This window comes from Longimonas haloalkaliphila, from assembly GCF_055379825.1.
In genome coordinates this window covers 727,301-741,058 of record NZ_AP043948.1, presented here as the reverse complement: position 1 = coordinate 741,058, position 13,758 = coordinate 727,301, and the positions used below count along the sequence as shown (strand labels likewise).

10 protein-coding genes are annotated in these 13,758 nt (G+C 59.5%); 5 read left to right on the top strand and 5 right to left on the bottom strand.

Annotated features, from left to right (window positions below; translation table 11 throughout):
- Window positions 1–47: 47 nt before the first annotated feature.
- The 4 genes from argS to ACZ48V_RS02895 form a co-directional block, all read right to left on the bottom strand.
- Window positions 48–1,736 (bottom strand): arginine--tRNA ligase, encoded by a 1,689-nt coding sequence (argS, locus tag ACZ48V_RS02910; RefSeq protein ID WP_464541429.1) that lies wholly within the window; start codon window positions 1,734–1,736, stop codon window positions 48–50.
- A gap of 126 nt (window positions 1,737–1,862) precedes the next feature.
- Window positions 1,863–2,885, bottom strand: a complete 1,023-nt coding sequence (adhP, locus tag ACZ48V_RS02905; protein WP_464543090.1) for an alcohol dehydrogenase AdhP — start codon at window positions 2,883–2,885, stop codon at window positions 1,863–1,865.
- Window positions 2,886–2,968: 83 nt separating this feature from the next.
- The gene (locus tag ACZ48V_RS02900) at window positions 2,969–3,352 is read right to left on the bottom strand and encodes a DUF779 domain-containing protein (RefSeq protein ID WP_464541427.1); all 384 of its coding nucleotides are present in this window, start codon (window positions 3,350–3,352) and stop codon (window positions 2,969–2,971) included.
- Between the two features lie 189 nt (window positions 3,353–3,541).
- Window positions 3,542–5,068 carry an aldehyde dehydrogenase family protein gene (locus tag ACZ48V_RS02895; RefSeq protein ID WP_464541425.1) on the bottom strand — a complete coding sequence of 509 codons (1,527 nt, stop codon included), beginning with the start codon at window positions 5,066–5,068 and terminating at the stop codon, window positions 3,542–3,544.
- Between the two features lie 251 nt (window positions 5,069–5,319).
- Between ACZ48V_RS02895 and ACZ48V_RS02890 the strand changes: the two genes are divergently transcribed.
- The gene (locus tag ACZ48V_RS02890; RefSeq protein ID WP_464541423.1) at window positions 5,320–6,378 is read left to right on the top strand and encodes a helix-turn-helix domain-containing protein; all 1,059 of its coding nucleotides are present in this window, start codon (window positions 5,320–5,322) and stop codon (window positions 6,376–6,378) included.
- An 87-nt stretch (window positions 6,379–6,465) separates the two neighbouring features.
- Complete coding sequence (locus tag ACZ48V_RS02885) at window positions 6,466–8,109, top strand: lytic transglycosylase domain-containing protein (RefSeq protein WP_464541421.1); 1,644 nt, start codon at window positions 6,466–6,468, stop codon at window positions 8,107–8,109.
- 83 nt (window positions 8,110–8,192) lie between these two features.
- On the opposite strand, the gene accC is transcribed toward ACZ48V_RS02885, so the two are convergent.
- Entirely contained in the window at window positions 8,193–9,707 is a 1,515-nt protein-coding gene (gene accC, locus ACZ48V_RS02880; RefSeq protein WP_464541420.1) for an acetyl-CoA carboxylase biotin carboxylase subunit, read from the bottom strand.
- Between the two features lie 102 nt (window positions 9,708–9,809).
- On the opposite strand from accC, the gene ACZ48V_RS02875 reads away from it, so the two are divergent.
- The 3 genes from ACZ48V_RS02875 to ACZ48V_RS02865 all read left to right on the top strand — a co-directional run bounded on the left by ACZ48V_RS02875 (window position 9,810) and on the right by ACZ48V_RS02865 (window position 13,741).
- A complete protein-coding gene (locus tag ACZ48V_RS02875) occupies window positions 9,810–10,739 on the top strand; it encodes a DnaJ C-terminal domain-containing protein (RefSeq protein ID WP_464541418.1) in 930 nt (309 codons plus the stop codon).
- Between the two features lie 263 nt (window positions 10,740–11,002).
- Window positions 11,003–12,481 carry a M20 family peptidase gene (locus ACZ48V_RS02870; RefSeq protein ID WP_464541416.1) on the top strand — a complete coding sequence of 493 codons (1,479 nt, stop codon included), beginning with the start codon at window positions 11,003–11,005 and terminating at the stop codon, window positions 12,479–12,481.
- A 39-nt stretch (window positions 12,482–12,520) separates the two neighbouring features.
- Window positions 12,521–13,741, top strand: a complete 1,221-nt coding sequence (locus ACZ48V_RS02865) for a PGAP1-like alpha/beta domain-containing protein (protein ID WP_464541414.1) — start codon at window positions 12,521–12,523, stop codon at window positions 13,739–13,741.
- Window positions 13,742–13,758: the final 17 nt, after the last annotated feature.

Genomic DNA, 13,758 nt, shown 5'->3' with positions numbered 1-13,758 from the left:
ACATTACGGGCTGGTATCCTGGGCGCACACTCTGTTCCAACAGCACGCTACATTGATTCGGGCGCGCTGATGCCGAGTACGGTAAGTCCGTTCTGCAGTACCGTGCGGGTGGCACGGGCCAGCTGCAGGCGCGCGGCGCCGAGCGCTTCGTCTTCGCCGATGATGTGACACGAGCCGTAGAACTGCGAAAACGCTGTAGCCACTTCGCGCAGGTACGTAGCTACATGGTGCGGGGCCCGCTGCGCAGCAGCCCGGTCGATCACCTCGGGGAAACGCAGAAGCGCTTTAATGAGCGCCGTTTCGTCGTCGTGTGTAAGCAGCGTCAGGTCAACGTCGCCGCTTGCATCCAGCCCGACCTCTACGGCCTTGTCGCGAATGGAGCAGATGCGTGCATGGGCATACTGCAGGTAGAAAACCGGGTTTTTGTCGCTGGCCTCCTTCGCAAGATCAAGATCGAAGTCCAGGTGCGTCGATGCACTTCGCATCAGAAAGAAGAAGCGCGTCACGTCGGGGGTAACCTCGTCGATCAGGTCGCTGAGGGTCACATAGTTGGCGCGGCGCGTGCTCATCTTGACAGGTTCGCCGCCGCGAATCAGTGTCACAAACTGATAGAGCAGTACTTCAACGCGGTTGGTGTCGTAGCCGAGCACGTCGAGCGCGCTGATCACGTCGGGGTAGGTGGCTACGTGATCGGCCCCAAGTACATCAATGATCGTGTCGTAGCCCCGCTCAAACTTATCGGCATGGTAGGCGATGTCGGGTGTACGATACGTAGGCTCACCGGTCTGCTTGATGAGCACCGTATCTTTGTCTTTGCCAAAGTCGGTCGTCTTGAACCAGAGCGCGCCATCCTTTTCGTAGGTGACGCCTGCTTCGCGCAGGCGCTCTACGGTCTCGTTGACGCGCTCGTCTTCATAGAGACGGCGCTCGTTGAAGTAGTCATCCATTTCGATACCAAGGCGCTGCAGCGTGCCCTCAATCTCTTCGAAGATGACCTCTTCGGCCTGGTCTTGAAACGGGCGTAGCGAATCGGTCGTGAGGAGCGCGGCGCCATGCTCATCGACCAGCATCTGGGCGATGTCGGTAATATATGCCCCCTGGTAGCCATCGTCAGGAAACGAGACGGGCACGTCGACGGTCGTGCCGTCGTCGTGGGTCAGCGTTTTCATCTCGACATCCGACACGATCTCTTCGTAGCGAGCCCGCACCGACTGTGCCAGCACGCGCATCTGCCGACCGGCGTCGTTGTAGTAGTACTCGCGGGTAACGCGATGGCCTGCCCATTCGAGCAGGTTCGCCACGGTATCCCCAAGAACCGCATTGCGACCGTGTCCCACGGTCAGGGGGCCAGTGGGATTCGCGCTGACGTACTCAACGATAGCGGTTTCGCCCGCCCCGGTATCGGTGTGCCCATAGCGAGACCCGGCTTTGAGAAGTGCCTGCAGGGCGTCGGTGAGGTAGGTGTCGGCCAGCCGGATGTTGATGAAGCCGGGCCCGGCCACTTCGACCGCTGCGACACGCGCCGGGTCGACGCGCTCACGCAGCATCGCGGCCAGCTCCTCTGCGATAGCGCGCGGGTTGTTTTTGAGGACGCTGGCCAGCCGCATTGCCGTGTTGGTCGCCCAGTCGCCATGTTCAGGTTGGGCCGGACGCTCCAGCTCGACCTCAAAGTCGTCGGGTACGGCGTCGTAGGTGGCAAGGATGGCGCGCAGGTGCTGGCGGAGTTGGTCTTGCATAGCAGCGGGCAGTCATACAAAAGGGCGATGCACGTGCAGGCAGGCACGCACACCGCCCAACGTAGGCAGTGCAGCCGTATCCCGAAAGACACGACGGCGGGTTTGCCGAAAAATTAGACAGGCTATTCAGTTCGAACGGAAGTCGAACACAATGCGGGGCTTTTCCATGCGACTGTGCATTACATCGTCGAACGACTCGTTGACCGTGTCGAGGGTGCGAGTTTCACGGAGCACAGTCGTATGCCCATCGGCATGAAGCTGAAAGACCTCGTCAAGATCGCGCCGGGTACCAACGATCGAGCCTTTGATCGTAAGCCCCTGCAGCACGGTTTCAAAGATCGGCAGCTGAATGTGGTTTTCAGCGGGAAGCCCGACAAACACGAGGCGTCCGCCCCGACGCAGCGACTGATAGGCCTGCTCGAATGCTTTGGGTGAAACGGCTGTGCTGATGGCCGCATGTGCGCCTCCCATCTTCTGCAGCTCTTCGACGACGTCGTCGTGTTTCGGGTTGAAGGTGTAGGTCGCGCCCAGCTCTTTGGCCAGTTCCAGCTTCCTGTCGACCAGATCCACCGCAGCCACGGTAGCCCCTGCAATGCGTGCATACTGCACAGCCAGATGGCCAAGCCCGCCGATCCCGAAGACGACAACGAGTTCAGATGAACGAGCTTCCGACTCTTTGACGGCTTTGTACGTGGTAACGCCTGCACAGGTGAGCGGAGCGGCATCGATCGGATCGACACCATCAGGGACCTTGTTGACGTACTTGCCGAATCCGAGAGCGTACTCCGCATACGAGCCGTCGATAGTATATCCAGCGTTTTCCTGCTGGAGGCAGAGCGTTTCGCGTCCAGAAATGCAGTGCTCACACGAGCCACAGGCGTAGGCAAGCCACGGCAGCGCTACGCGGTCGCCTTCCTTCACATTGGTGACGCTGCTGCCGGCACGCTCCACAATACCGACCCCTTCGTGACCGGGAATGAGCGGCATTTTGGGCTTGACCGGCCAGTCGCCATGCACGGCGTGGATGTCGGTATGACAGAGCCCAGCGGTTTCGATCTGGATGGAGACCTCATCATGTCCGGGATCAGGCTTCTCCACTTCGTCAATGGATAGCGGCCCGCCAAACTCATAAGCGACCGCAGCTTTCATGGTCGTACACATAGCAGAACAGGGGATAAAACGGGGAAAATAGAGAAGGGGATGAGCCTCTTGCCTGCACACCCACGGATACGTTACTCCGCAGGAACGGCATCTTCCACATCCACGACCTGGTCGAGCTCATCGTCTTCAAACATGCGCGACCTGGTGATAAAGCGCACGCCGAGTGGAATCTCTATCGAGAAGCTGGCCCCCCGGCCGGGCTTCACGTCGATGATAAGCTGCATATATTGCCAGTACTCGTACTGATCGCGCGCAATGTAGAATGGACAGCCATGGATGTCGCCGAGCTTGATGTCGCTCGTGCCGACTTTGAACTCGTTGGCCGGATAGCACATCGGCTGCGAGCCGTCGCAGCATCCCCCGCTCTGGTGAAACATGAGCGGTCCGTGATCGTCGCGCAGCTCATCGATCACCTCTCTGGCTTCGTCGGTGACGGTGACGCGTGGAATAGGCATAACAGGTCGTACAGAGATTGGAGAGAACGTATCAAAGAACCGTGTTGCATCTTGCATATTGCATCTTGCATCTTGCATTCTGCATATTGCATCCTGCATATGCCGCCGCCAGACCACGCACGGGGCGGGTCTGGCGTGCAGCACCTACAGCAGAACAGGGCCGCTTAGTGCGGCACAAGAATCAAAGCTTTAGAAAAAGCCCATCGCGTTCTTGTCGTAGGAGATCAGCATGTTCTTTGTCTGGCGGTAGTGGTCGAGCGCCATCTTGTGCGTTTCGCGCCCGAAGCCCGACTTCTTGTAGCCGCCGAACGGCGCGTGCGCCGGGTAGGTGTGATAGCAGTTCACCCATACACGGCCTGCCTTGATGGCGCGAGGCACGCGGTACATCTCATGCGCGTCGCGCGTCCACACGCCGGCTCCGAGTCCGTAGAGCGTGTCGTTCGAGATCTCGATGGCCTCGTCCATGTCTTTGAACGTCGTAGCCGACGTGACCGGCCCGAAGATCTCCTCCTGGAAGACCCGCATCTTGTTGTGCCCCCTGAAGATGGTGGGCTCAATGTAGTAGCCTTCGCCCGGCATACCGTCGCCCCCCATGTTGTAGGCATTGCCTCCCGCAAGCACCTCAGCCCCTTCGTCTTTGCCGATCTGCAGGTAGTTCAGGATCTTCTCGTACTGGTCGCTGGACGCCTGCGCACCGACCATGGTGTCAGGATGCAGCGGATCACCAACCTTGATGTTCTTGGTGCGCTCTACCACGCGCGCAAGGAAGTCATCAGCAATCGACTCCTGCACCAGAATACGGCTTGGGCAGGTGCAGACCTCCCCCTGATTGAGTGCAAACATAGCGGCGCCTTCGAGGCATTTGTCGAAGAACGCATCGTCGGCATCCATGACGCTCTCAAAGAACACATTCGGGCTCTTGCCGCCCAGCTCCATCGTAGAGCGGGTGATGTTCTCGGAGGCGTACTGCAGAATGAGACGACCGGTGGTTGTTTCACCTGTAAACGCAATCTTGGCGATGCGGGGCGACTGTGCCAGCGGCTTGCCGGCTTCGACGCCGAACCCTTGCACAATGTTGACCACCCCCGGAGGCAGAATGTCTTTCACGAGGTCGGCCCAGACCATAATACCGACAGGTGTCTGCTCGGCAGGCTTCAGCACGACCGTGTTGCCAGCAGCCAGTGCCGGACCCAGCTTCCATGCTGCCATAAGCAGCGGGAAGTTCCACGGAATGATCTGCCCGACCACGCCGAGCGGCTCACGAATCTGCATGCTTACGGTGTCTCGGTCCAGTTCCGACACCGTTCCCTCTTCCGACCGCACGACCCCCGCAAAGTAGCGGAAGTGGTCGATAGCCAGTGGCAAGTCAGCGTTCAACGTTTCACGAATAGGCTTTCCATTGTCGACAGTCTCGACCCGTGCCAGCAGTTCGAGATTGTCTTCCATCACGTCAGCGATCTTGAGCATGATGTTGCTGCGCTCAGCAGCCGACACATGGTTCCACGTCTTGGCTGCTTCGTGTGCAGCATCAAGCGCTTTATCGATGTCAGCCTTCCGGGAACGAGCTACGCGACAGAAGGGCTTGCCATCAATCGGAGATACGTTGTCGAAGTACTCCCCCCCTTCAGGCTCGACAAACTCTCCCCCAATAAAGTTTAGATACGTATCCTTAAATGCAGGACGGTCGTAGGCTTTTTTTTCCTGTACAGTTTCCATGGTAACTGGCGTTAGGTATGAGTAAAAATATACAGCTTACGATACAACACGCAGAGCGCATATCCGTAGGATGCAGCACGTACAATACGGTGGAACCGCTTCCACCACATGCGCAGCAAGGCGCTGCATGCGGTGCGCTGTTGGATGAACCTTAACATAGCCTTCTTTCTTTACACTTTACTTGTTAAATTTTCCCAAACTGTTGTATATTACTCCCAATCCGCTTCGTACAGGTTCTTTGAGGTGTTGTCATGGATTTTTCTGAGCAGTTAGATGAGATACGAGCGGCGCATCCGCCTGTAGATCTGATCGAAAACCGTACGACCTTCGGCGGCCCCGATGCTGAGTTGTCAATCTACGATACGTATAACAAGGCATCGCTTGTGCGGCTTAAGCGTCCGCATCCACTCATCTGTGGCATGATTCGTGGCAAGAAGGTTGTACATGTACCTGACGATAGATCCGCGCACCAGACTGATCGCTCTGCATCGGCACCTTCCTCTGACTTTCCCAATGCCATGCAGAAAGGGGCCTCGCAGAAGGGGGCCTCGCAAGAAGAGGCCTCGCAGGACCCGTTCGATTTTATGCCGCATGAAACGCTCATTTTACCATCGGGCCAACCGGTCTACATTGACTTTCCCGAAGCAGCTCCCAATGCCCCTACAACCTGTCTCACTGTTGAGATCGATCACGATCGTATTCAACAGGTTGTCGACCGTATGAATCAGCACATGCCCCGTGCGCCTGAATCGGAACCGTGGAGCTACAGCGATGCCCGGCCGCTGCACTACCGCCACCTCTCCGATGTCGACGAAACAGCGCGGCGCCTCGTGCAGGTGTTTACCGAAGACCGGCCGTACAACGATACGCTTATCGACCTGGGCATCACCGAACTGGTCGTGCGCCTGCTGCGCACGGAAGCGCGCGCGCTGCTGCTTTCACATAGCACCGAGCAGTCACACTCTAATGGAATGGCTGCAGCCGTGGAGTACGTGAAGCGCAACCTGCACCGGCGCATTACCATCGATGAGGTCGCTGAGGCGGCATGCATGAGCACGTCGAGCCTGTATCGCTACTTTCGCAACGAAATGGGCTGCACGCCCCTTCAATTTATTACAACGTGCCGCATCCAACAGGCCAAGTCGATGCTGCGTGAACCCGGACAGTCGGTCACCGGTGTGGCGTACGATCTCGGTTTTTCGGATGTGAGCCATTTCATTCGTACATTCCGGGAGGCCGAAGCCTGCACCCCCGGTGCCTACCAGCAACGCTTCGCGTCAACAGGCTCGCCCTCTTCGCAAGACATGTAGCGCGCTTCTGCGAGACACGCCTTCCTGCGTTATCGCTACCAGTTGCCACCGGTTGTCTGCACCACGCTCCCTACCCGTTTTTTGCATATGCCTTCCACATCTGAGATGCCCCGTACCGCGCTGCTCTCTGTTGTGCTTGGCTTACTCATTGGAGGGGCAGTGGCCTCGCACCAGGCGCAGTCGCCTGATTCGCCCGTGCACACCTGGTTAACAGACGCCGCGTCGCCCATCCCGTCGGCCAACGCACCTGTCGCTGCCGATTCGGTATCGGATGCGGAGGCGCAGGCAGTTATGGCCCGGCTCTACCAGCTGCAGTCGGAGCGCATGGCAGCGCTGCAACGAAACGACACGCAGGCGACAACGCGCCTGCTCGAGGCATCGCTTCACACAGCAGCCCCATATGTGGAACGTCCCGGCTTTACAGCGCGCCGCGATGCCGGTGCGCTTGTGCGTACGCTCAGGCACGCCTACGAAATGCATCATGGCGTACCCGATACGCTCGGCCTGCCCAAAGGCGATATCTACCCCCTGCGTACCGCGCTCTTCGATACGCTCAACCAGCAGGCCCCCAGCCCTATGCCGCACGTCGACGAGGCCCTGCCAGCAGGCATAGAAGAGACGCGCACCGAGGTACCCATCGTGGTTAACGACAGGGTGCGTCAGAGCATCGCGTTCCTGCTACGCAACGCACGCCTTCATCTCTATCCATGGATGCGGCGCAGCGACACGTATTTTCCAATGATCGAGCAGATCTTTGCCGAGGAGGGTGTGCCCGATGAGTTGAAGTACCTGGCGCTTGTAGAGAGCGGCATGAACCCGTTTGCCTACAGCCATGCTCGTGCTGCCGGCCTCTGGCAGTTTGTGCCTGCCACTGCACGACAGTACGGACTCACCATTGACCCGTGGGTCGACGAACGCCGCGACCCGGAGAAGTCGACCCGGGCAGCCGCCCGCCTGCTGCGCGACCTGTACGCTTTTTTCGGTGACTGGCATCTGGCACTGGCCGGATACAACTTCCGTCCCTCCCGGGTGAAGCAGGCAGTGCGTCGCGCCGAGCAACGCCTGAACCGTCCGGCCACATTCTGGGATATCTACGACGATCTACCGGATGAGACCCGGAACTACGTGCCATCGTTCATGGCAACCGCCCTGATTCTATCGGATCCAGGGGCCTTCGACCTGGCACGCGTTCCCACCGGCCCCCGATATGCGTTCGACCATGCGCCGGTGCGCCATGTGCTCACGCTGGATCAGATTGCATCATGGGTGGGAGAGCCCAGCGACCAGATTAAAGCGCTCAACCCCGAACTGCGAAGCGATCGCTTACCTGCTTCCACCACGCCCTATTACGTGCGCATCCCGTACGGCTCATTCTCGGCCTTTGCGGAGGCGTACGATGCCTATGCTGAAGATGCGGCCCGCCTGGGCTCCCGGTCGTCTGTTGCCGTACAGGCTGGCGATACGGTTGGACGGCTCGCCCGCCGCCACCAGGTTTCGCCAGAGGCCCTTCCGTTTCGGCTGATGTCGGCAGTGCAGGTAGGCACGCCGGTGCCAGTACCGCCAAACACGTACACTGGGAACGTGGCACTTCTGGCAGAGGCCGGTATGCAGCCGGTGCGTGTGCAGTACAGCGCACGGGCAACCCGCGGACTGCTGGCGGAGGATGCTCCGTCGCGCTTTGAAACGGACCTTCCGGGCACCGACGCAGCTCCCCCGCCTGACTTGCAGTAAGCGTAGCCAACACCGCATGCATAGGGGCCCGCACCAAGGCGGTAATACTACAACACAGCGCAAGCGACACGCTACTCGACACGCTACTGCACGTGGCGGCGCCGACGTCGCCACGGACGTCCATTGGAAGACGATGTCGCCATTGGCTTTGAGTCTGTTTCCTGACTGCGCGTGTGTGCCTCAGTCACGGCAGCCAGCGCTGCGTACAGGTCGAACGTAGCATCGCTCGGGTGGAGCGCTGCCGGATCGAAATGCTCGTCTACGAAGTGCGTCGAAAACTGGCCCGAGCAGAACGCGTCGTGCTGCATCGCAAACTGACAGAACGGGATGGTGGTGTGCATCCCGGCTATTTCGTATTCGCGCAAGGCACGCTGCATTCGCCGGATGGCATGATCGCGGTCGCTTCCCCACGTAATGAGCTTGCTGATCATGGGATCGTAGTGGATGAGCACCTCGCCGCCCTCTTCAACCCCCGCGTCTACGCGGACACCCACGCCTGAGGGCGCGGCATGACGCAGCAGGGGGCCCGGGTCGGGCAGGAAGTTTTCCGCCGGATTCTCAGCGTAGACGCGGCACTCGACCGAATGTCCGTCGATTGTGAGATCATCTTGCGTGTATCCGAGTGCCTCCCCATTGGCCACCCGAATCTGCTCAGCCACCAGGTCGATCCCCGTAATTGCCTCCGTAACGGGATGCTCGACCTGCAGGCGCGTGTTCATCTCCATAAAGTAGAAGTTCAGGTCGGCATCCACCAGAAACTCTACCGTTCCAGCGTTTACATAACCACAGGCTTTGGCGGCAGCTACCGCGGCCTGGCCCATCTCTTCGCGCTTCTCCGGCGTAAGAATTGACGAGGGCGCTTCCTCGATGACCTTCTGATGACGGCGCTGGATAGAGCACTCGCGCTCGAACAGATGCACCGTGTTACCGTGAGCATCGGCCAGAATCTGAAACTCGATATGACGCGGCTGGTCGATGTACTTCTCGACGAAGACGCGTCCGTCTCCGAATGCGTTCTTCGCCTCGCTCTGCGCCATCTCCATCGCACGCGCGAAGTTCTCCGGGTCGCGCACAATGCGCATGCCTTTGCCGCCCCCGCCTGCGGCTGCTTTAATAAGCACCGGGTAGCCAATTTCTTCGGCCTTCTGTGCCGCGGTCTCGACGTGCTCAACCGCATTGGGCGTTCCCGGCGCCATAGGTACGCCGGCTTTCTGCATAAGCGTACGGGCTGCCGTTTTGTCGCCCATTGCGCGAATAGCGCGGGGAGGCGGACCGATGAATGCCAGGCCGGCATCGGCACACGCATCGGCAAAATCAGCATTTTCTGACAGAAAGCCATAGCCCGGATGTACCGCGTCGGCCCCGCTTCGAGCCGCTACGTCAAGCAGGGTCTCCATGTCGAGATACGATTCGCTGGCTGCCGCCGGGCCAATAGCGTAGGCTTCGTCGGCAAGACGTACATGAGGAGCGGGGCGATCGGGCGTGCTGTACACAGCGACCGTGCGCAGTCCCAGCTCTTGGCAGGTACGAATAACGCGCATCGCGATCTCGCCGCGATTGGCAACAAGAACGGTTTGGATCGAGCGAGAGTCCGTCATTTCGTCGGGGCGTATAGGAATGGCATGGATTATGTGATTTAACCATTGTTGCAAACTGCAACATAATACGCGCCCACTGCACAACAGGCAAGAGCCGACATCATGCCGAATACCACGTACTACGACACACTCGGCGTCGAGGAAGATGCTTCGGCGCGTGAGATAAAGAAAGCATACCGCCGCCTCGCACGCAAGCACCATCCCGATCGCAACCCCGACGATCCGGAGGCTGAAGAGCGATTCAAGGAAATTCAAGAAGCCTACTCGGTGCTCTCCGATAAAGAGAAGCGGCAGCAGTACGATGCACAGCGCCGCTTTGGCGGATTCGGAGGACAGGGCGCCTCACGCGGCTTTGGCCAGGGCAACGGACAGCGCCAGCGCGTCAATATAAACCAGGGCTTTGGCCAGGGAGGACTCGGCGACATCTTCGAAAGCTTTTTTGGAGGCGGGGGGTTCCGCGGCGGCTCCGGACAATCTGCGGACCCCTTCACCCAGTCGCAGCAGCGGCAACGACGTCCGCAACAGCCGCGTGATGCCGAAACGCGCTTACACCTCTCGTTTCAGGAAGCGCTTGAAGGAGGCCGCCAGACCGTAGAACTTCCTTCAGGCGAGTCGATACGGCTCCGCATCCCGAAGGGCGTGAAATCCGGGTACAAGGTCAGGCTTCGCGGGCGCGGGCCTGCCGGCCCTGATGGCAAGCGTGGCAATCTGTACGTAACGTTTGAGGTAGCCAGCCATCCGCGCTACCGGCGCGAGGGCAACGACCTGCATCTCACCGAAACGGTGTCCGCACTCGATGCGATGTTGGGCACATCCCGGCGGATCCCCACGCCGTACGGTCAGAACATTAAGGTAACCATTCCGACAGGTACCCAGCCGGGCGAGCGACTGCGCCTGAAAGGACAGGGCGTGCAGACGGAGAAAGAGACGGGCGACCTCTACGTGCATGTGGAGGTGCACATCCCTGAAAATCTGACCGACGCGCAGCGCGAAGCACTCGAAGCTGCAGCAGAAAAGGCCGGGCTACGGTAGCGAGACACCTGCTTCTTGCTCTCGGTATGACATGCAATATGGCGTGCAATATTACACCAGTTGGAGCCTCTATTGGGAGCACAGCTTGGCGCTTTCCGACCTTGCCACGTGGTTTTGCCCGGCTGAACGTTGATCGCGTTGGATCATGTACCGCTGGCGAACAATTGCGCATGTAGCACTACGCTGTAAGTGGCATCACGCTATAACATGCTACAGCAGAGCATCCCAGTTAGACGCTTCCTGCCTATTAGTTGCTCGCCTGTATGATTAAACGCGTCGCATCAGCAGTTGTCGTTGCACTTGTCGTTGTTGCAGGGGTCGTACTTTTCCGAACGGTCCAGCTCTCCCACGACGTGCCCGACATCGGTCCTGTTGCGCAGCATGACTTTGATGACGATGCTGCTGTAGAACGTCTGTCACGGGCACTCCAGTTTCGAACCGTATCGCCTCAGGATCCGGCTGACATGGAGGCCGAGGAGTTTGAGGGGTGGATCTCTTTTACCGAGTCGGCCTACCCGGCTCTGCACGAAACGCTGGAACGTGAACGCATCAACGAGTACACCCTGCTCTACCGCTGGGAGGGAACCAATCCCAGCCTGAAGCCAGGAATGATGATGGGCCACTACGATGTGGTGCCCGTCGAAGAGAACACGGCAACTGAGTGGACCTACCCGCCTTACTCCGGAGCGATTGCTGACGGATACATATGGGGACGCGGGGCACTCGACGACAAAGGCGGCCTCATGTCTATCCTTGAAGCGGTTGAGTACCTGGCTGCATCCGGATTTGAACCGGAGCGCACCATATACTTTGCAGCGAACCACGACGAGGAGGTTGGGGGCCACGAAGGCGCCTCGATCGTAGCCGATACGCTGGAAGCGCGTGGCACCGGGCTCGCCTTTCTGGTCGATGAGGGCCTACCCGTCGCCGAAGAAATCATCGAAGGCATTGAGTCGCCCCTGGCGATGATTGGCGTAGCGGAGAAGGGCCAGGTCACCCTGGAGCTATCGATCGTTCGCGAGGGCGGCCATGCCTCAATGCCGCCCCAAGAAACCGCGATCGGCGAGCTGGCCCGCGCTGTCCGCTCGCTCAAGGACAACCCGATGCCCGGGCGTTTTGCCGATCTGGTGCAGAGCACGTTCGACCCGGTATCGCCCGAGTTGCCGTTTGTGTACCGGGCCGCGCTTGCAAACCTGTGGCTGGCTCGCCCGATCATTGAACGACAGCTGTCGCGCATCCCCCATACGAATGCTGCGCTGCGCACCACCATCGCTCCCACAATCTTCCGGGCAGGAATGAAAACAAACGTGTTGCCTGCACGGGCCGAAACGACCATTAACTTCCGCATCCACCCAAACGACACCGTTGAGTCGGTCATAGATCACGTGGAGTCGAACATCGACAATCCCAACATCAAGATTGAGAAGCTGGAAGGCGCGCGCAACGCGTCGGGCGTGTCGGATACCGAGGCAGTACACTATCAGCGCCTGAAGCAGTCCATCTGGGAAACCTTTGACGAGATTCCGATTGCCCCTTCCATCTTTGTGGCTGCAACAGACACGCGGCACTTTCTGGACCTGACCGACAACATCTATCGCTTTCGCCCTATCCGTGCTACCCCTGATGATCGCGGACGCATTCACGGGACCGACGAGCGCGTCGGCACCAGTAATTACGTGGAGATGGTGCAATTCCAGATCCGTGCAATCCGCAATATGACTGAAGCCAATCCGGCCGAGTAGCCGCATCGGCACCGCTTTTTCTTCTCGCCCCAAAACATCATGGACGAAGAACGCATCTCGCATCTGCACCCGTCAGACCTGCGAGCCCTTACCCGGCTGATTACCGATGCCGTTGTCGGTGGAACCGATGTAACCGAGGCTGTGCATGCTGCTATTGCGCGGCGTATCGGCATCCGGCGGCGGGGAGAGACAGAGCGCATGGGCGGCATCTCCGGGCTGGTCTACAAGTCGGTGCGCAGCGTCACGAACACGGTCGCCCGAATGTCGGACCGTGTGATTGACTGCACCGAACCCTTCCTGGATGAGCGTCCCACTTCAACGCAGCGCGACGCGGTTGTAGCTGCGCTGAATGGCATCCTGGGGGACTACCTGGTTGCCACGGGGAATCCGGTTGCAACCCCGATGGCGTTGCGGCGCAACGGCGCGACGCTTTCCGTGCAGCCCCACACCCTTCGCGACCAGCTTAACCAGCCGACAACGCGTCCGGTTGTGTGGATCCACGGGCTCTGCATGAGCGATGTGCAGTGGACACGCAACGGGCACAACCACGGGCACGCACTGGAACGTGACCTGCCCACCACCTCGATTTTTGCACGATACAACACCGGGTTGCACATCTCGACCAATGGCAAGACGCTGGCTACGCGCCTGGAGCGGCTCGTAGAAGCATGGCCAAAGCCCGTGGAGCGCCTGGCGCTGATCGGGCACAGCATGGGCGGGCTCGTAGCTCGGAGCGCAATCTACTACGCGGCCCGTGAAGGACATAACTGGCCCGAGAAGCTGGATCCGCTCATCTGTCTGGGGGCGCCCCATCACGGGGCCCCACTCGAACGCGGGGGCGGATGGATCGATTTTCTGTTGGAGCGCTCCCCCTACTCGGCTCCACTGGCCCGGCTCGGCCAGATTCGCAGCGATGGCATCACCGACCTGCGCTACGGCTACCTACGCGATGCCGACTGGCAGCACCCCGATGCTGGGGTCGTCGGAGTGGATACGCGCCGTCCGGTGCCGCTGCCCGAACAAACCTCTACGTACCTGATGGCAGCCAGTACAGGCACACGGCGAGGCGACATTAAAGATCGCGTGCTGGGCGACGGGCTCGTACCGCTCGACAGTGCACTGGGGCGGCACTCCGATCCCGACCTTGCTCTACGCGTACCGCCCGCGCATCAGCATATTATGTATGATACCAACCATTTCAACCTGTTGTACGACTACCCCGCTTATCGGCAGATTCGCACCTGGATGGCCCTTACGTAATGTGCTACGTAATGTGC

Bases quoted from the DNA above. Each gene is read 5' to 3' on its own strand.
- ACZ48V_RS02865 (WP_464541414.1), top strand. From the start codon at position 12,521: ATGGACGAAGAACGCATCTCGCATCTGCACCCGTCAGACCTGCGAGCC.
- ACZ48V_RS02870 (WP_464541416.1), top strand. From the start codon at position 11,003: ATGATTAAACGCGTCGCATCAGCAGTTGTCGTTGCACTTGTCGTTGTT.
- argS (WP_464541429.1), bottom strand. From the start codon at position 1,736: ATGCAAGACCAACTCCGCCAGCACCTGCGCGCCATCCTTGCCACCTAC.
- ACZ48V_RS02890 (WP_464541423.1), top strand. From the start codon at position 5,320: ATGGATTTTTCTGAGCAGTTAGATGAGATACGAGCGGCGCATCCGCCT.
- adhP (WP_464543090.1), bottom strand. From the start codon at position 2,885: ATGAAAGCTGCGGTCGCTTATGAGTTTGGCGGGCCGCTATCCATTGAC.
- ACZ48V_RS02900 (WP_464541427.1), bottom strand. From the start codon at position 3,352: ATGCCTATTCCACGCGTCACCGTCACCGACGAAGCCAGAGAGGTGATC.
- ACZ48V_RS02875 (WP_464541418.1), top strand. From the start codon at position 9,810: ATGCCGAATACCACGTACTACGACACACTCGGCGTCGAGGAAGATGCT.
- ACZ48V_RS02885 (WP_464541421.1), top strand. From the start codon at position 6,466: ATGCCTTCCACATCTGAGATGCCCCGTACCGCGCTGCTCTCTGTTGTG.
- accC (WP_464541420.1), bottom strand. From the start codon at position 9,707: ATGACGGACTCTCGCTCGATCCAAACCGTTCTTGTTGCCAATCGCGGC.
- ACZ48V_RS02895 (WP_464541425.1), bottom strand. From the start codon at position 5,068: ATGGAAACTGTACAGGAAAAAAAAGCCTACGACCGTCCTGCATTTAAG.